The sequence below is a fragment of the Pasteurella canis genome (assembly GCF_900454865.1).
GTDB lineage: Bacteria > Pseudomonadota > Gammaproteobacteria > Enterobacterales > Pasteurellaceae > Pasteurella > Pasteurella canis.
On the sequence record NZ_UGTV01000015.1, the window covers coordinates 549928 to 568460 of the forward strand.

The 18533-nt window shown below is 36.5% G+C and carries 14 protein-coding genes and 1 tRNA gene; 12 read left to right on the forward strand and 3 right to left on the reverse strand.

Annotated features, from left to right (window positions below):
- The first annotated feature begins 133 nt into the window (after window positions 1-133).
- The 7 genes from DYE19_RS03230 (at window position 134) to infB (ending at window position 6626) form a co-directional block, all read left to right on the forward strand.
- Window positions 134-826 carry a hypothetical protein gene (locus DYE19_RS03230; RefSeq protein WP_115322587.1) on the forward strand — a complete coding sequence of 231 codons (693 nt, stop codon included), beginning with the start codon at window positions 134-136 and terminating at the stop codon, window positions 824-826.
- A 72-nt stretch (window positions 827-898) separates the two neighbouring features.
- Window positions 899-1642, forward strand: coding sequence for a BUD32 family EKC/KEOPS complex subunit (locus DYE19_RS03235; RefSeq protein WP_115322588.1), 744 nt, complete (start codon window positions 899-901; stop codon window positions 1640-1642).
- A gap of 1 nt (window position 1643) precedes the next feature.
- Window positions 1644-1778 carry a hypothetical protein gene (locus DYE19_RS11440; protein ID WP_255313077.1) on the forward strand — a complete coding sequence of 45 codons (135 nt, stop codon included), beginning with the start codon at window positions 1644-1646 and terminating at the stop codon, window positions 1776-1778.
- 105 nt (window positions 1779-1883) lie between these two features.
- A tRNA-Met gene (locus DYE19_RS03240) sits at window positions 1884-1960 on the forward strand.
- 186 nt (window positions 1961-2146) lie between these two features.
- The gene (gene rimP / locus DYE19_RS03245; RefSeq protein WP_049214123.1) at window positions 2147-2602 is read left to right on the forward strand and encodes a ribosome maturation factor RimP; all 456 of its coding nucleotides are present in this window, start codon (window positions 2147-2149) and stop codon (window positions 2600-2602) included.
- Between the two features lie 18 nt (window positions 2603-2620).
- The gene (gene nusA / locus DYE19_RS03250) at window positions 2621-4105 is read left to right on the forward strand and encodes a transcription termination factor NusA (RefSeq protein WP_115322589.1); all 1485 of its coding nucleotides are present in this window, start codon (window positions 2621-2623) and stop codon (window positions 4103-4105) included.
- Between the two features lie 16 nt (window positions 4106-4121).
- A complete protein-coding gene (gene infB, locus DYE19_RS03255; RefSeq protein ID WP_115322590.1) occupies window positions 4122-6626 on the forward strand; it encodes a translation initiation factor IF-2 in 2505 nt (834 codons plus the stop codon).
- A gap of 177 nt (window positions 6627-6803) precedes the next feature.
- On the opposite strand, the gene DYE19_RS03260 is transcribed toward infB, so the two are convergent.
- On the reverse strand, window positions 6804-7574 hold the full coding sequence (locus DYE19_RS03260) for a YidX family protein (protein WP_115322591.1): 771 nt from the start codon (window positions 7572-7574) through the stop codon (window positions 6804-6806).
- A gap of 210 nt (window positions 7575-7784) precedes the next feature.
- Between DYE19_RS03260 and rbfA the strand changes: the two genes are divergently transcribed.
- Complete coding sequence (gene rbfA / locus DYE19_RS03265) at window positions 7785-8183, forward strand: 30S ribosome-binding factor RbfA (RefSeq protein ID WP_049214129.1); 399 nt, start codon at window positions 7785-7787, stop codon at window positions 8181-8183.
- Window positions 8183-9103 (forward strand): tRNA pseudouridine(55) synthase TruB, encoded by a 921-nt coding sequence (truB, locus tag DYE19_RS03270; protein ID WP_115322592.1) that lies wholly within the window; start codon window positions 8183-8185, stop codon window positions 9101-9103. The genes rbfA and truB overlap by 1 nt, the downstream gene beginning before the upstream one ends.
- Window positions 9104-9267: 164 nt before the next feature.
- On the opposite strand, the gene tyrS is transcribed toward truB, so the two are convergent.
- Complete coding sequence (gene tyrS, locus DYE19_RS03275; protein WP_115322593.1) at window positions 9268-10455, reverse strand: tyrosine--tRNA ligase; 1188 nt, start codon at window positions 10453-10455, stop codon at window positions 9268-9270.
- A 262-nt stretch (window positions 10456-10717) separates the two neighbouring features.
- Between tyrS and DYE19_RS03280 the strand changes: the two genes are divergently transcribed.
- Window positions 10718-14056 carry a TonB-dependent receptor domain-containing protein gene (locus tag DYE19_RS03280; protein ID WP_115322594.1) on the forward strand — a complete coding sequence of 1113 codons (3339 nt, stop codon included), beginning with the start codon at window positions 10718-10720 and terminating at the stop codon, window positions 14054-14056.
- Between the two features lie 372 nt (window positions 14057-14428).
- Here the strand turns inward: DYE19_RS03280 and sfsA are convergent, their stop codons facing one another.
- Window positions 14429-15166, reverse strand: a complete 738-nt coding sequence (gene sfsA / locus DYE19_RS03285) for a DNA/RNA nuclease SfsA (protein WP_115322595.1) — start codon at window positions 15164-15166, stop codon at window positions 14429-14431.
- A 294-nt stretch (window positions 15167-15460) separates the two neighbouring features.
- On the opposite strand from sfsA, the gene pntA reads away from it, so the two are divergent.
- Both pntA and pntB read left to right on the forward strand, forming a co-directional pair.
- Window positions 15461-16990 (forward strand): Re/Si-specific NAD(P)(+) transhydrogenase subunit alpha, encoded by a 1530-nt coding sequence (gene pntA, locus DYE19_RS03290; protein ID WP_115322596.1) that lies wholly within the window; start codon window positions 15461-15463, stop codon window positions 16988-16990.
- A gap of 10 nt (window positions 16991-17000) precedes the next feature.
- Entirely contained in the window at window positions 17001-18425 is a 1425-nt protein-coding gene (gene pntB / locus DYE19_RS03295) for a Re/Si-specific NAD(P)(+) transhydrogenase subunit beta (protein WP_115322597.1), read from the forward strand.
- The last annotated feature ends 108 nt before the right edge of the window (window positions 18426-18533 follow it).

The window sequence follows — 18533 nt, forward strand, 5'->3', positions numbered from 1 at the left end:
GAGAAATAACGAAGTAAAATACTTCGTTATTTTTGCTCAAGCTGACTTATTTTGATAAAAGTGGAAATTTTATTCAAAAATTGATTAAAGTTCGTTAAAATGAAAAGCTATTTTATTCTTTTAAGGAAACTTTATGCGCCAATATTGTACTAGAGCTGTTTTATTTTCTTCTGTATTAGCTTTATTCGCTTGTAGTCATTTACCCGAAACAAGTACACGTGATGTGAGTGTCGTTTCTGCACAAGCAGCAACACAAGCATTAGGTATCGATTTAGCCAGTTTAGAGCAAAAAGCAACAACATTACGGACATTTGAGTATATATACAATAATGAACGCTATCTCGCTTATTTAAGTACACATCCAGAATTTATTCGTGTTCAAAAAGATAGTAATGTGAGTAAGTTTTTCTATCAAACAGGTAAATTAGCTGTTGTACAAGATGCAACAGGTGTTTACCAATTTGATCATGTGGGCAAATTGATTAAGGCTGTGAATATAAAAGGTCAAAAAATTGATATTAGCTCAGAAAAACAAAGTGAGTTATTGACGCAAGGTAAGAAATTACTCAAAATTCTGGGAAATAATAAAGCTGATGCTAGTGCTAGTCGTATTAATACAGGAAGTGACGCAAAAGTAAACTATTTATGTATTGCTAAAATTCAGCAAGTCGCACAAACTAATCGTGTTTTCCGTAGTCCAGAAAATGCGGTTGTCACCGCGACTAATATTAAAGCAACAGTACGTTTAAATGGTACACAATACTACACAATGGAATGTCAGCTAGCTAATGATAAAGTCAGCAAATTGAGCTTAATAAAAAAATAAATGATGGATTATGAAGTAAAGTGCGGTTGATTATCACCGCACTTTCTTGTTTAAGAAAAGGAAAATAGAGAAATGGAATCGATAGACATAACTTTTGAAGCGTATGTTAAACATTTATTTGCAAATCATAAAGGAACAAGAATTTATCGATTTGAATATTTTGGTCAACATTTCTGGTTAAAGCAACCAGAACAGCTTAAAGGAATTTGGAAATTATTAAAACCTAATCCGAAAACGTCTTTTCAGCAAGAAATTCAAACACTACGTTATTTTGAATCCGTTGATGCACCAGTGCCCATGCTGCACTTATATAATGAAGATTTTTTCGTATTAGAAGATGTTGGAAGAACTGCTATTGATTGGCAAGAAGATCCTACTGTATCTACAGAATTAAAGCAGACAATCTTATCTGATTGCATAAAAGCACTCATTGAATTGCATGAAAAAGATTTAATTCATGGGCGGCCCGTGTTAAGAGATATGACATGGCAAGATAGAAAAGTGAACTTTTTGGATTTCGAGGCTCATATATATCATAAAGAAAAAATTACATGGGATAAAGCGCGTGATGTAATCATTTTTTTACATGGATTGTGTCGTTCAAAAGTAATTTCAGATCAAGAAGTGAAACGCTTAATTCAAGTTTATATTGAATTAGGTAATGCTGAGGTATGGCAATTAGTATGCGATACACTGCGCAAGTATCGCTTTATTTATTATCTTTTGTTACCATTTAAACCAGTTGCAAAAACAGATTTAAGTGCCGTTTATCGTTTGTTTGAAAATGTGTCTGCTCAACTTGAAGAGGAGAAGTAATATGAAAAAAAACATTATGATGATTATAATGAGTCTTATTATTTCAGGTTGCGCTATTGGTGGTAGTGTGAATGCTGGTGGAGGAAGTAGCGGTATAGGGGTTGGTATCGGTATTGGTACGGGTGTTCGTTTTTAACGAAAAGAGCGGTTAATTTTGTGTGATTTTTTGAAAAAATACAAAAAATATGAATTAAAACTTGCTATTTTAACTAAATTATCTATAATGCTGACATATTTCGGACGCGGGGTGGAGCAGCTTGGTAGCTCGTCGGGCTCATAACCCGAAGGCCGTCGGTTCAAATCCGGCCCCCGCAACCACTTTACAGACAGTTCAGTAAAGAAGCCCCTAAATGATGGGGTTTTTTCGTATCTGAATGGAGATTTTTTGATGTAAGGACTGGACAAACGAGTCCTTTTTTTACGTCTAAAATTTGAGGTTAACAGTATAAAAAAGATACTAGTGTTAGTGTGTTAGCTTCATAATGAATTTAAGAGGATTTTCTTTTGGCAAGTTTAGAACAAAAGTTACAAGAATTATTACAAGAATCTGTTGAAGATTTAGGCTGTGAACTTTGGGGAATCGAATGCCAACGTTCAGGTAAATATTTAACAGTTCGTTTATATATTGATAAAGAAGGTGGTGTAACTGTGGAAGATTGTGCAGATGTAAGCCGCCAAGTGAGTGCACTTCTTGATGTCGAAGACCCAATTAGTGATAAATATAATTTAGAGGTTTCTTCACCAGGGTTAGATAGAGCATTGTTTACTCTAGAACAATATCAACGCTATATCGGTGAAGATATTGCAGTACATCTGCGTATTCCCGTGTTAGAACGTCGTAAATGGCAGGGTAAATTAGAGAAAATTGAGAACGATATGCTGACGATAATTGTAGATGGTCAGGAGCAAGTTTTAGTGTTTGGCAATATTCAAAAAGCCAATATTATTCCTAAATTCTAAAAAGGAGCGAACAGAGCAATGAGTAAAGAACTTTTATTGGCTGCTGAAGCCGTGTCAAATGAAAAATTATTACCACGTGAGAAGATTTTTGAGGCATTGGAAAGTGCGTTAGCACTTTCAACAAAGAAGAAATATGAACAAGAAATTGATGTTCGTGTGGTGATCAATCCTAAGACTGGCGAGTTTGATACTTTCCGTCGTTGGTTAGTAGTAGAAGAAGTGACTAATCCAACGAAAGAAATTACTTTAGAAGCTGCTCAATTCGAAGATCCAGAAATTCAATTAGGTGAATATATTGAAGATCAAATTGAATCTGTCGCATTCGATCGTATTACAATGCAGACTGCTCGCCAAGTAATCAGTACTAAGATTCGTGAGGCGGAACGTAATAAAATTGTTGAACAATTCCGTTCTCAAGAAGGTGAAATTGTGACAGGCACAGTCAAGAAAGTAAATCGCGATAATATTGTTTTAGATTTAGGTCAACAAGCAGAATCGGTGATTTTGCGTGAAGATATGTTACCACGCGAAAATTTCCGCCCTGGTGATCGAGTACGTGGTGTGTTATATAAAGTGAGCCCAGAAAATAAAGGTGCACAATTATTTGTTACTCGTGCAAAACCTGAAATGTTAATTGAATTATTCCGTATTGAAGTACCAGAAATTGGTGAGGAATTAATTGAAATTAAAAATGCAGCACGGGATCCAGGTTCACGCGCAAAAATTGCAGTAAAAAGTAATGATAAACGTATTGATCCAGTTGGTGCTTGTGTAGGTATGCGTGGCGCACGTGTCCAAGCTATTACAAATGAGTTAGGTGGTGAGCGTGTCGATATCGTGCTCTGGGATGATAATCCAGCTCAATTTGTTATTAATGCGATGGCCCCAGCGGATGTGAGTTCTATTGTTGTTGATGAGGATTCACATTCTATGGATATTGCCGTTGAACCAGCAAATCTTGCACAAGCAATTGGTCGTAATGGTCAAAATGTACGCTTAGCAACACAATTAACAGGTTGGACGCTAAACGTGATGACAACAGATGAATTAGATGAGAAACATCAGGCAGAAGACAATAAAGTATTAAAACTATTTATGAATGCTTTAGAAATTGATGAAGAATTTGCTCATCTTTTAATTGAAGAAGGCTTTTCGACTTTAGAAGAATTAGCTTATGTTTCAGTCAGTGAATTAACTGCGATTGATGGTTTAGAAGATGAAGATCTAGTCGAAGAGTTACAAGCACGTGCAAAAGATGCGATTACGGCTACAGCATTAGCGGAAGAAGAAGCGCTAAAACAAGCACATATTGAAGATCGCCTACTTAATTTAGAAGGAATGAATCGACATATCGCATTAAAATTAGCAGAGAAAAAGATTACTACTCTAGAAGAACTTGCAGAACAAGGTGTTGATGATTTAGCTGATATTGAAGATTTAACAGTGGAACAAGCAGCAGACTTCATTATGGCTGCACGTAATATCTGTTGGTTCAGTGAGTAATGGTAGGAGTGAAGATATGACAGATGATGTAAAAAAAGCCGATGGGGTAACCCCGAAGAAACTGAGCTTGCAGCGTAGAACGAAAACGACAGTAAGCACTACCGCAGGTGGTAAAGCAAAAGAAGTTCAAGTTGAGGTGCGTAAAAAACGTACTGTGCCAACAGATGCAGCGAAAAAAGCAGAAGAGGCTAAGTTAAAGGCAATTCAAGAAGCAGAAAGACTTGCAGCAGAGAAAGCGAAGAAAGAAGCAGAGGAGAAAGCACGTTTAGACGCTGAAAAAGCGAAGCAAATGAAAGCGGAAGAGGCTAAAAAAGCCCAACAAGCTGCCTCAGTTGCTGTTAAACCAGTTGATCCTGAAAAAGAGAAACGCCGTGCAGAAGAGGCTGAATTACGTCGTAAGGCGGATGAATTAGCTCGCCAAAAAGCAGAAGAATTAGCGCGTAAAGCAGCTGAAGAGGCTAAACGTTATGCAGAATTAGCTGATGATGATTTTGACTCAACAACTTCAGAAGATTATGCCGATTATAACTTAACTTCTAGTTATGCGCGTGAAGCAGAAGATGAAGAAGCTCGCCGTAAAGAAAGTCGTAATCGTGGCGGTAAAAATAAAGTTGTAAAAGCGAAAAAAGGTGGTCGCGAAGAAGAAAGTTCAAAAAATGAACGTGAATCTAATCGTCGTAATCAAAAAGACGGTAAAGGCGGCAAAGGTAAAAATGCGAAAAAAGGTAGTGCATTACAACAGGCATTTACAAAACCTGCACAAGCAGTCAATCGTGATGTTGTGATTGGTGAAACGATTACTGTCGCAGAGTTAGCAAACAAAATGGCGGTCAAAGCAACAGAAGTCATCAAAACTATGATGAAAATGGGGGCAATGGCAACGATTAACCAAGTGATTGACCAAGAAACTGCACAACTTGTTGCAGAAGAAATGGGGCATAAAGTTATTATTCGTAAAGAAAATGAACTAGAAGAATCTGTTATGAGTGATCGTGATCTGGATGCAGAATTAGTTACTCGTGCTCCTGTTGTCACCATTATGGGCCATGTAGACCATGGTAAAACTTCATTACTTGACTATATTCGTAAAGCTAAAGTTGCATCAGGCGAAGCTGGCGGTATTACACAACATATTGGTGCATATCATGTTGAAACGGATGGTAAAATGATTACCTTCTTGGATACACCAGGACATGCTGCATTTACGTCTATGCGTGCACGTGGTGCAAAAGCAACAGACATTGTTGTTCTCGTTGTTGCTGCAGATGATGGTGTAATGCCCCAAACCATAGAGGCTATCCAACATGCGAAAGCTGCGGGTGTACCAATCGTTGTTGCGGTAAATAAAATTGATAAGCCAGAGGCAAATCCAGAACGTGTTGAAACGGAATTATTACAACATGAAGTTGTTGCAGAAAAATTTGGTGGTGATACACAATTTGTTTATGTTTCTGCGAAAAAAGGAACGGGTGTTGATGAGCTCCTAGAAGCAATTTTATTACAATCAGAAGTGCTTGAATTAACAGCTGTGAAAGATGGGATGGCAACGGGGGTTGTAATCGAATCTTATCTTGATAAAGGACGTGGTCCAGTTGCAACTATTCTTGTTCAATCAGGTACGTTACATCGTGGAGATATTGTACTTTGTGGCTTTGAATATGGTCGTGTGCGTGCGATGCGTAATGAAAATGGTAAAGAAGTAGCAAGTGCAGGACCTTCAATTCCAGTAGAAGTATTGGGTTTATCAGGTGTACCAGCAGCGGGTGATGAGGCTACAGTTGTACGTGATGAGAAGAAAGCTCGTGAAGTCGCATTATACCGTCAGGGTAAATTCCGTGAAGTCAAGCTAGCACGCCAACAAAAAGCGAAATTAGAAAATATGTTTACTAATATGGCTGAAGGTGATGTTGCTGAGTTGAATGTGATTGTGAAAGCTGATGTACAAGGCTCAGTAGAAGCTATTGTTCAATCCTTACATGAGCTTTCAACTGATGAAGTTAAAGTCAAAGTAGTGGGGTCTGGTGTTGGTGGTATCACTGAAACAGATGCTACTTTAGCTGCAGCTTCAAATGCAATTGTTGTTGGCTTTAACGTACGTGCAGATGCTTCAGCACGCCGTATTATTGAATCAGAAAGTATTGATTTGCGTTATTACTCAATCATTTATGAACTGTTAAATGAAATTAAAGCGGCCATGAGTGGTATGTTACAACCTGAATTTAAGCAAGAAATTATAGGTCTTGCTGAAGTACGTGATGTATTCCGCCATCCAAAATTTGGTGCGATTGCAGGTTGTATGGTGACAGAAGGTATTGTGAAACGTAATAATCCAATCCGTGTACTGCGAGATAACGTGGTTATTTTTGAAGGTGAACTTGAGTCATTACGTCGCTTTAAAGATGATGTGGCAGAAGTGCGCAATGGTATGGAATGTGGTATTGGTGTGAAAAACTACAACGATGTAAAAGTCGGTGACCAGATTGAAGTCTTTGAAGTAGTTGAGATCAAACGTACCATCTAATTTTTCTTAATAATTGAAAAACGGATAGTATTAAAAGCTATCCGTTTTTTATTGATATCAGTAAAACAATTTAAGATAGTTGCTTTAATATTTCAAAAAAGTCACCGCACTTTTGCTTTGTGTTTGCACTTTAATGGACCGGATTTTGAACTCAATTTAAAGGGATATTTTTTAGTTTTATTTGCAAATAAAGCCATCGCTTTGACCAATACAAGCTGCTCGTAATCCTATATAGGCAGGAACAGCTAAAATACCCGTAGCGACATCAGCTAAAGCAGCAAATGGTGTCAGTAATATTGTGCTTGTACTTGGTTTTTTTGAGGCCGGGATATATTCAATATAAGTATGTATTTCAACTGTTTCATTGAAAGAATAATTATGTTTAGCCATGTAATTTACTCCTGTTTTTGGTAAATAACGTTGCCCTACTAACGGGACTTCTCTGGACCAAATTTTCTTTTCTTTATCTAGTTGTGCTAAGTCAATCTTATCTTTATATTGGTTTACCATAGTAGATAGTCCTCTTTTATAAGATTTATCTTTAAACCCTAGCTTACTGGCTATTTGCTGGTTTTTTTTATTTAACTGACTTATATCTAAGACGAGGTAAAGACTGGTAACAATTTCAGAAGGTGTTTCTTTTATACTTTCAATAATGCCTATTTGTGAGTAAATATGTTGTTTGAAAGGTAATTTCATTAATTGAGCAATCAGTTGTTTATCTTTTGAATTTTGTTCTTCCAAAAGATAGTGGTATTTTTCACCAAATACAGCAATTTTTTTATCAGGTGTTAAACCAAAGAAGTAAATATTGTCTTTTTCAACGTTAAAACGCACAATATCGGATTGTTCATCTTTGTCATGTAGGGTCTCTGTCAGGCCCCCTGTACAGCTAATCAGCAACAAGCTAGATAAGAAAACGAAGAAACTCTGTTTGAAAAAATTCATAAAAGCCCCCAGATTGTTGAGAAATCGTTTATACCATAAACATTTTACTGAAAATAAGCAATCTTCAGATGAACTGTTTTCTTTTTATACAACAATAAAAAACGGAATAGAAAAATGGGATAAGCTCTCTAGATAATGCAGTTAGTTGTGTTAAAAAAGAGGTATTTATGCCAAAATATGTGGTTTAAATGGAAAAGAAAGGAAAAGCAAATGGCAAGAGAATTTAAACGTAGTGATCGTGTTGCACAAGAAATTCAAAAAGAAATCGCAGTTATTTTACAACGAGAAGTTAAAGATCCTCGTATTGGCATGGTAACTGTTTCTGATGTAGAAGTATCAAGCGATCTTGCATATGCAAAAGTCTTTGTGACATTCTTATTTGATCACGATGAAGCAGCAATTGAAACTGGTATGAAAGGGTTAGAGAAAGCTTCACCTTATATTCGTAGTTTGCTTGGTAAAGCAATGCGTCTGCGTATTGTGCCAGAAATCCGTTTTGTTTATGACCGCTCTTTAATTGAAGGTATGCGTATGTCAAACTTAGTGACAAATGTAGTACGTCAAGATGAAGAACGTCATGTTGATGATGTTATGTTTGAGGAAAAATAATGTCGAAACCTCGTAAACGTGGGCGTGATATTGATGGTGTGTTTTTACTTGATAAACCACAAGGTATCAGCTCAAATGACATTATGCAAAAAGTTAAGCATCTCTTCCAAGCCAATAAAGCAGGACATACTGGAGCATTAGATCCATTGGCAACAGGTATGTTGCCAATTTGTTTCGGGGAGGCGACAAAGTTTTCGCAATTTTTACTTGATGCAGATAAACGCTATCAAGTCACAGCGAAATTAGGTGAGCGTACGGATACTTCTGATGCAGAAGGACAAGTAGTGCAAGTACGTCCTGTGAATATCACTGAAACAGATATTCTTACTGCATTACCACATTTTCGAGGTAATTTGCTGCAAGTACCGACAATGTTTTCTGCATTAAAGCATAAAGGAAAACCGCTATATGAATATGCTCGAGCGGGTATCACCGTGGAGCGAGAGGCTCGTCCAATTACGATCTTTGAATTAACTTTTATTGGATACCAAGCACCCTATTTAACTTTAGAAGTACATTGTTCAAAAGGAACTTATATTCGTACGTTAATAGATGATTTAGGCGAATATTTAGGCTGTGGTGCTCATGTGACAGTATTACGCCGTACTGCTGTTGCGGATTATCCTATTGAAGCTATGATAGATTTTAATCATTTAAAAATATTATCTGAGCAGCAAGATCTTGTCCTGCTTGACCAATATTTATTACCAGTGGACAGTGCAGTCTCTAAATTATCAGTATTAACTTTAACAGAACAACAAAGTAAAGCGATTAGCTTTGGTCAACGTATAAAATTTGATAATGTTCAGCAAATTTATGGACAAGTTCGTTTATTTACAGAGCAAAAGCAATTCTTAGGGGTAGCTCTTGTTGATGAAAATAATGTGATTCACCCACAACGGCTTATTGCACAGAGTTAACTCACAAGAGCTAAAAGATCATTCAGTTAGTCTCTACTTTTTCTCTATTGACTTGATTCTGCGGTATATGACCGCCTTATATTTCACTAAAATAATAAAGACAGCTTTTGCTGTCTTTATTGTACTCATTAAGAGCAGTGACTTTTTTAAGCGTTTTGTCACTTTTATTTAACGATCACACGTGCAAATTTACGTTTCCCCACTTGATATACTGCGCTACTTGATGTAATCACTAATTTTGCATCTTCGATTTTTTCACCGTCAATTTTTACACCACCTTGCTGAACCATACGATTTGCTTCAGAAGTAGATGAAACTAAGCCTGCCTCTTTTAGTAAGTTTGCTAAGCTGATCTCACCTTCAAAAGTAAACTCTGGCATTTCATCAGGCATAGCACCTTTTTGGAAACGGTTAATAAATGTTTGCTCTGCCGCATCAGCATCAGCTTGTGAATGAAAACGTGCAATGATTTCTTTAGCAAGTAAAACTTTTATATCACGTGGATTACGACCTTTTTCTACGTCTTGTTTCAGTTGTGCGATTTCAGTTAATGGACGGAAAGAAAGTAAATTGTACCAATCCCACATTAGCTCATCAGAAATCGACATTACTTTACCAAACATTTCGTTTGGTGCTTCTGTCACACCAATATAGTTACCAAGTGATTTAGACATTTTTTTCTCACCATCTAAGCCCACTAATAATGGTAAAGTAATCGCAACTTGAGGTTTTTGCCCTGTTGATTTTTGTAGCTCGCGTCCTACAAGTAGATTGAATTTTTGGTCTGTACCACCTAATTCAATATCTGCTTCTAAAGCAACAGAATCATAGCCCTGTAGTAAAGGATAAATAAATTCATGAATGGCAATTGGCTGATTGTGACTAAAACGTTTTTTGAAATCGTCACGTTCTAGCATTCGAGCAACTGTATAATTGGATGTTAAACGGATCATCCCTTCTGTGCCTAGTTCACCAAGCCAGCTTGAATTAAAGACAATACGCGTTTTTTGCGGATCTAAAATTTTATAGATTTGTTGTTTATAAGTTTCAGCATTGCGTAACACATCTTCACGACTAAGCGGTGGGCGAGTACTATTTTTACCTGAAGGATCCCCAACCATGCCAGTAAAGTCACCGATCAAGAATATTACTTCATGTCCAAATTGCTGAAATTGGCGTAATTTATTTAATACGACAGTATGACCAAGATGAATATCAGGAGCGGTTGGATCTGCACCTAATTTGACGCGTAAAGGTCGATTTTCTTTTAATTTCTCGATTAAATCAGTTTCAGAAAGAATTTCATCTACACCGCGCTTCAGTTCAGCGAGAACCGTATTGATATCTGTCATTGTTGTATCCTGTACTATCCAATATAAAACTCTACATTATAGTGATTATTCAATAAATGAAAAGTCTGAGCTAAGTTTTATTTCTGATTGATATGACTAAGCAGTGTAATAATTGATAGTTTCCATTTTGGTAGCGTTTACAAATTTAACATTTTTTTGTGCGTTTCTTCACAAAAATAACATAGCAAAATTGAATTAATAATCACTCAAAAATAAAATAAAAATCATTATCATTTCTATTTTATTTTTTTGGAGATTATTTGTGAAAGCAAAAAAAACATTTACTTATGCATTGAATACAAAGAGTATTGCTACAGCACTATTATTATTTTTATTCAATATTTCTCAATCTAATGCGACAACTTTAGAGACCATAGTAGTAGAAGATGTCTCAGAAAATAAAGGTATAGCTGGTAAAGATAACGTCTTTCTTAAAGATCAAGTCACTGAATATAAAAGCAAAAAAGAAATTGAAACCTTTCATAATCATTCTGTAGCTGATTTAATCAGTGGTGTGACAGGGGTTTATAGTGGTGATGCTCGTAATGGTGGAGCAATTGATCCTATTATACGTAGCACTTGGGGACAAGGGCGTATTCCTGTTTTAGTCGATGATACAGAGCAAGCAATTACTATTTGGCGTGGTTATTCTGGCGTAAATAATCGAAACTATTTAGATCCTTTTTTAATCAGTGAGGTTAATGTAGAAAAAGGACCAAATTTAGACCGCTCTTTACGTACAGGGGCGGGGGGAACGGTTCGTATGAAAACATTAAATGCGGATGATATTATTAAACCAGGTAAAAAATGGGGAATTGAGCTAAAAACAGAAACTGCGAATAATTCAATTAAAGCTCGACCTTACCAGGGGGCAGTGATGGGACAAGACTATCGTTTGGCTGCGCCAGATGGGAGTGCAGAATTAGGGGAGTGGGCTGTTTATTTTAAAAATAACGAGCATATTTTAGCTCGTAATAAAGGGAGAAATAAATTTTTTAATGATAATGCTGCGAGGATTGCTGTTGCTGCGAAAGATGAAAATTATGAAGTGTTAGCTGCTTATGCTTATCGTACAAAAGGGAATTATTTTTCAGGTAAACGAGGTGGCAATAAATATGGAGAGGATTTAAAAACACCACCAAACTATGAGTTAATAAATTCTGACGATCCGTATATTCCTTTAATAGCAAAAATCTATCATCCCGGTAAAGAGGTACCCAATACTTCCTATCATAGTAACTCTTGGTTATTAAAAGGAAAATTAAATTTAACGAATACAGCATCTGTGAGTGCTAATGTTCGTCATTCAAAAATTAATTATGGTGATATTATGCCTTCTCGTTTGGGGACAGTCTTAACCCGTGATGATGGGGCTGTGCGTGAATGGCCGTTAGCAAATGTAAAACAAACGACAGCTAGTGTTGATTTTGCTTACAACCCAGCAGATAACAAATGGATTGATTTAAAAATAGGTGTTTGGGCAGTTTGGAATAGAACAGAAACAAATACCTCTGGAGGTTCGCCTGGTGATGTTATTTTTTATGATAAAAATTGGGGTTATAAACGTCTTGATGTATTTGATATTGTTGGCGAACGAGAAAATATTGAAAACTTAGAAAGTATTCTGCATACATTACCACTCGAAAAGCAAAAATATTACCAAAATTTATTATTTGAAGAAGTAAAAAAAATGGCACGTGAATATCTTAAGTCTGGTGATGCTGTGCCTAACTTAAATGGCTTATTAAATACTCAACGTGCACAAGTACAATTTGCTCGTGACAATCATCAAGGGATTACTTTTAGTAACCGATTTGCTTTGCATCCAAAATTAAATTTCGATGTGATGGCGAATTATCGTCGTGAAACTTTAGATAGTACGAATGTATATGATCTTTGGAATAAATATAATATGACACGCGAAACCTGGGAAGAGTCCGAGCATATTTGTTTAGATAAAGATAAATATGGTGCGAAGGCGGATTATATCTGCCGTGCAGATAATGGTGCAAAATCAGGTAACCGCAAAGGGAAACGTAATGAATTTACCGCAGGATTTAAATTTGAATATATGCCAACAGATTGGCTAATACTCACTGCAGGAATGAAATATACACATTATAAATCGAAAGATATTGGTTTACAGGAAAAAATTAAAGATTTAAGACCAGAAGATCGTATTTATGCGGGACGTATTCCATTCAGTTATCGTAAATATAAAGAATATGGTTTTTTTACTCTAGAACAAATGAAAAATTATAACAATTATCACATGAAAGATGATTTAGGAGCAAAATTACGTAATCAATTTAGTGAACTCTATGGTGAGCAAGACCCTATTTTTCATACTGATGACCCTAAATATTTGTTACCTAACGGTGAGTTTAATGAGGATAAATACTTACAGGATGTGGAAGCGTTTAATCAATTTCATGAAAAATATTTAGCAGATAATGGTTATGTTGCGCCAACAGAAGCAGAAATTGAGGCGAAAGACTTAGATCCTTGGGAGGGTGAAGAAACCACAATCTATTGGGAGCGTGATCAATATGGGCGATTTTCTCCTGATAGTTTTCCGCTTAATGACGGCCGTATTACTAAACAAATGTTAACGGAAAAAATGAAACATCCACTAACGGGTGAAGAAGTTTATCGACATCAAATCGGAATGGGAGATCCTACAAAACCTGAACGTATTCCATTGACAGCGGCACAATGGGAAAAAATGAAAAAAGCCGAGCGTAAAGCTCATGCTTGGGCACCTAGTTTTGGCGCTACCGTATTTTTGAGTCCAAATATTCGAATTTATGCACGTTATGATGAAACAAAACGGATGCCAAGTATTTTTGAAGATACAATTGGTTATTCGATTGATATTTTAACGCCGTTCTATCAACGTAAACCTGAACACAGTAAAAATATTGAAATTGGTTATGTACATGATTTACGTGGATTTTTCCCGAATTTAGAACGTGCAGATCTCCGTTTTAACTGGTATCGTAATACAACTTATAATATTTTCGATCGTGATGAAACTTATGAAATGAAGCAATTTGATAAGCGTATTTTAGAGGGTATTGAATTACAAGTTCGTTATGATCAAGGTAATTTCTTTGGCGATTTAGGAGTAAGTTACAATATCAAAAACAAATTCTGTGATCGTGGTTCTGCTATTACGGATGGTGGTTTTATGCATAATAATAAACTGAATACGATGCCTGTTTGTGTTAATGGTGGGAACGAGAATGGATACTTAAAAAATACTATTTTACCAAAATATTCGATCACATCTAATTTAGGCATTCGCTTATTAGAGCGTAAGTTAGAGTTAGGTACACGTATGGTATATCATACTAATGTAAAAGAAACACGTAATAAATCATTACGTGATGCTGGTTGGTTTGCCAACACTAATAACAACCCTCGTTGGCAGCCTGTATTCTTAATTGATGCTTATTTGAACTATCGTATTAATGAGAATCTGTCAGTATCACTTTCGACGACTAACTTAACTGATCGTTATTATCTCGATCCAATGACTAAATCTTCAATGCCAGCACCAGGTAGAACGATTAAATTTGGATTAACAGCGAATTTCTAATCGTCTTCTTATAGATAAAAAGCAAATTGTGTTGTCAAAATTTGCTTTTTTTATGTTATAGGACGAGTATTTTATTCTCTTTAAATAGATGATATTACTTATGGAGTACTCTGCTCACTAGATAACAAGCTGTTTAAACTGGCATTCACTTTGTCCTTGTTATAATTATGAATAGAGACGCATGTAGTAAATTGTTATTTTAATTAAAGGCTCAAAGTGCACCCAGTTTTTTAAAAATTTTGCATAAAAAAAACGCCTCTTTGTGGGGGAGGAGGCGTTCAAATGTTGGAGTGATTATCTATTGTTGTTTGAATGTTGTAAATGATAATTGTTATCAAAAATAAAGTCAATAGATTTTAATGAAAATTATTATCAAATAGCGGGTTGTTTTTTGCTACCAATATAACTTACTGAATTTGTAAGAGAAAGTGATACTGGTTTTTTATTATCAAAAGTAAATTCACTTGCATAAGCATAGACTTCAACACCTTGCTGAACAGCTTCAAGTAATAATTTATTATATTCAGGATCAATGTATTCTGCGACTTTAAAGCAATCAAAACCATTATGTAAGCCTGCAAAAAAGACTACTGCACGATGTCCCTGTTTTTTCATTGCTATTAATTCACGTAAATGTTTTTGTCCACGTGTTGTGACAGCGTCAGGAAACATTCCAATTGTATTTTTCACTAATGTTACTGATTTGACTTCCACATAGCAATCAGGTAGAGCATCACCTTTTAATAAAAAATCAATACGGCTATTTTCTTCGCCATATTTGACTTCAGGGAAAATTTGGTCATACATCGCTAATTCTTTAATTTGTTTATTTTGTAAGGCTTCTAACGTTAGCTGATTAGAACGGTGAGTGTTAATACACACTATATTACCATTTTTAAGCTGAGTTAATTCCCATGAGTGAGGATATTTGCGCGTTTGGCTGTCAGAATGCGAATACCACACAATATCACCCGTATCACCACAACCCGTCATTGCTCCTGTATTAGCACAATGAATTGTTAAAATTTCGCCATTCTCAAGTTGTACATCAGCAAGAAAACGTTTGTAACGACGAACAAGAATTGCGGATTGTAGTGTGGGGAGTTGCATAAGAATACCTATAAAGCATTTGAAAAAAGAGTGCTATATTGCTGAATTTTTTTATTTATAGCAAGTAAAAATATGAGAGGTGTCGACCGCACTTAAGTATGTTTTTTTAAGAAATTTCTATTTTAATAATAAGTAGTTAAATAGATTTTTTTAAATAATAGAGGAAATTGATAAAAACTTTTGCAACTTTAAAACGATAAGTGGTAAATTGAGACAGTTTTGACTTTTTGTCATCTTTTAGGGGAGTAAAATATTTACTCAAAAATTATCATCAATCAATTTGAAGGAAACATTATGTTAATTGGTGTACCTAGAGAACTGCTTGATAACGAAAGTCGTGTAGCGGCAACGCCTAAAACTGTGCAGCAAATTTTGAAGCTTGGCTTTGAAATGATTGTTGAGCATAACGCAGGTTTTAAAGCGAGTTTTGAAGATCAAGCATTTGCAGCAGCAGGCGCAAAACTTGGCTCAGCAGAGCAGGTTTGGCAGTCAGATATTATTGTTAAAGTTAATGCACCAACAGATGCAGAAATTGCTTTAATAAAAGAAGGGGCGACTTTAGTCAGTTTTATTTGGCCTGCACAAAATCCAGAGTTGATGGAAAAATTAACCTCGAAGAAAATTAATGTGCTTGCAATGGACGCTGTACCACGTATTTCACGTGCCCAGTCATTAGACGCATTAAGTTCGATGGCAAACATTGCGGGTTATCGTGCAGTTGTGGAAGCAGCTCACGAGTTTGGTAGTTTCTTTACTGGGCAAATAACGGCTGCGGGTAAGGTTCCACCTGCAAAAGTGCTAGTGATTGGTGCAGGTGTGGCTGGTTTAGCGGCAATCGGTGCTGCAAACAGTTTAGGTGCAATCGTACGTGCGTTTGACTCTCGTCCTGAAGTGAAAGAACAGGTTGAAAGTATGGGCGCAAGTTTCCTTGAGATTAATTTCCAAGAGGAAGGTGGTAGTGGTGATGGTTATGCTAGAGTCATGTCGGAAGAATTTAACCGTCGTGCACTTGCTCTATATGCAGAACAAGCGAAAGAAGTCGATATTATTATCACGACAGCTTTAATTCCAGGTAAACCTGCACCACGTTTAATCACTAAAGAAATGGTGGAATCAATGAAACCAGGTTCTGTGATTGTGGATTTAGCAGCAGCGACAGGCGGTAACTGCGAGTTATCAAAAGCGGGCGAAGTAGTTGTGACAGATAACCAAGTGAAAATCATTGGTTATACTGACCTACCAAGCCGTTTACCAACCCAATCTTCTCAACTTTACGGTACAAACTTAGTCAATTTACTGAAATTATTGTGTAAAGAAAAAGACGGTAAGATCAATATTGATTTTGAAGATGTGGTGTTACGTGGTGTCACTGTGATTCGTGAAGGCGAAGTCACTTGGCCAGCACCGCCAATTAAAGTCTCTGCACAGCCACAAAAAGCGAAAGCTGCACCAGTAGAGAAAAAAGAAGAAAAACCAACTGATCCTCGCGTGAAATATGGCGTGATGGCAGGCGCAGCAGCGTTGTTTATGGCAATCGCAGCCGTTGCACCAGCAGCGTTTTTATCACATTTCACCGTATTCGTATTGGCTTGTGTAGTGGGTTATTACGTGGTTTGGAATGTCAGCCACGCATTACATACACCACTTATGGCAGTAACCAATGCGATTTCAGGCATTATCATTGTGGGTGCATTATTACAAATTGCTCAAGGCAATTTCTTTATTAGTATCTTGGCGTTTATCGCAATTTTAGTCGCGAGCATCAATATTTTCGGGGGATTCAAAGTCACCCAACGTATGCTTGCCATGTTTAGAAAAGATTAAGGAGTAAGCAATGTCTGAAGGTTTAGTACAAGCTGCTTATATCGTTGCAGCATTACTTTTCATTATGAGCTTAGCTGGCCTTTCTAAACATGAAACGGCAAAAGCGGGTTGTTGGTATGGCATTGTCGGTATGGCAATAGCTTTAGTCGCAACGATTTTTGGTCCAGAATCTAAAGGAACTCTCTGGATTTTAATTGCGATGGCAATTGGTGCTGTGATTGGTATCAAACGAGCATTAAAAGTTGAAATGACAGAAATGCCTGAGCTTGTGGCTATTTTACACAGCTTTGTGGGGTTAGCTGCTGTGCTAGTTGGTTTTAATAGCTATGGTTTACATCATGAAGCTGTAATGCCAGAAAATTTAGATGCCGCAGCACAGGCAGCATTTTTAGCTGAACAACAAGTATTAAGCAATATCCACAATGTGGAAGTATTCCTTGGTATTTTTATTGGTGCTGTTACCTTTACGGGTTCTGTTGTTGCATTCGGTAAATTACGTGGGATTATTGATTCTAAAGCATTAACTTTGCCACATCGTCATAAATTGAATTTAGCGGCAATTATTGTATCTGCCTTATTAATGATGTCATTCTTAAATAGCCCAGAAAATATCTTCCCTGTGTTATTGATGACAGCTATTGCGTTAGCATTTGGTTGGCATTTAGTTGCATCAATCGGTGGTGCGGATATGCCAGTTGTTGTGTCAATGTTGAACTCTTATTCTGGTTGGGCAGCAGCTGCAGCAGGCTTTATGCTAAGCAATGACTTGTTAATTGTAACGGGTGCGTTAGTAGGTTCATCAGGTGCGATTCTTTCTTATATTATGTGTAAAGCAATGAACCGCTCTTTCATCAGTGTGATCGCTGGTGGTTTCGGTAACGATCCAGTTGCAAGTAGTGATGAAGAACAAGGTGAACATCGAGAAACGACAGCAGAAGAAGTGGCTGAATTACTTAAAAACTCAAGCTCGGTAATCATCACGCCTGGATATGGTATGGCAGTAGCACAAGCTCAGTATCCTGTCGCAGAAATTACACAGAAACTACGTGAGCGTGGTGTAAATGTACGTTTTGGTATTCACCCTGTTGCAGGTCGTTTACCAGGTCATATGAACGTATTACTTGCAGAAGCGAAAGTGCCTTACGATATCGTATTAGAAATGGACGAAATTAACGAAGATTTTGCTGATACGGATACGGTATTAGTCATCGGTGCAAATGACACAGTAAACCCAGCGGCAATGGACGATCCAAATAGCCCAATTGCAGGTATGCCTGTATTAGAAGTATGGAAAGCGCAAAACGTAATTGTATTCAAACGTTCAATGAATACAGGTTATGCTGGTGTACAAAATCCGTTATTCTTTAAAGACAATACCCAAATGTTATTTGGTGATGCGAAAGATCGTGTGGACGATATTTTGAAAGCATTATAAAAACTTATTATGAATTAACCGCACTTTAAAAGTGCGGTTTTTTATTTATAAAATAATGATGATAACAAATTTAAAACCTTATGTTTTATTTTGTTAAATAATACAAAT

Coding starts and splice junctions, on each gene's coding strand:
- sfsA (WP_115322595.1), bottom strand. CDS start 15,166: ATGCAACTCCCCACACTACAATCCGCAATTCTTGTTCGTCGTTACAAA.
- DYE19_RS03235 (WP_115322588.1), top strand. CDS start 899: ATGGAATCGATAGACATAACTTTTGAAGCGTATGTTAAACATTTATTT.
- infB (WP_115322590.1), top strand. CDS start 4,122: ATGACAGATGATGTAAAAAAAGCCGATGGGGTAACCCCGAAGAAACTG.
- pntB (WP_115322597.1), top strand. CDS start 17,001: ATGTCTGAAGGTTTAGTACAAGCTGCTTATATCGTTGCAGCATTACTT.
- DYE19_RS03260 (WP_115322591.1), bottom strand. CDS start 7,574: ATGAATTTTTTCAAACAGAGTTTCTTCGTTTTCTTATCTAGCTTGTTG.
- tyrS (WP_115322593.1), bottom strand. CDS start 10,455: ATGACAGATATCAATACGGTTCTCGCTGAACTGAAGCGCGGTGTAGAT.
- rbfA (WP_049214129.1), top strand. CDS start 7,785: ATGGCAAGAGAATTTAAACGTAGTGATCGTGTTGCACAAGAAATTCAA.
- truB (WP_115322592.1), top strand. CDS start 8,183: ATGTCGAAACCTCGTAAACGTGGGCGTGATATTGATGGTGTGTTTTTA.
- nusA (WP_115322589.1), top strand. CDS start 2,621: ATGAGTAAAGAACTTTTATTGGCTGCTGAAGCCGTGTCAAATGAAAAA.
- DYE19_RS11440 (WP_255313077.1), top strand. CDS start 1,644: ATGAAAAAAAACATTATGATGATTATAATGAGTCTTATTATTTCAGGT.
- pntA (WP_115322596.1), top strand. CDS start 15,461: ATGTTAATTGGTGTACCTAGAGAACTGCTTGATAACGAAAGTCGTGTA.
- DYE19_RS03230 (WP_115322587.1), top strand. CDS start 134: ATGCGCCAATATTGTACTAGAGCTGTTTTATTTTCTTCTGTATTAGCT.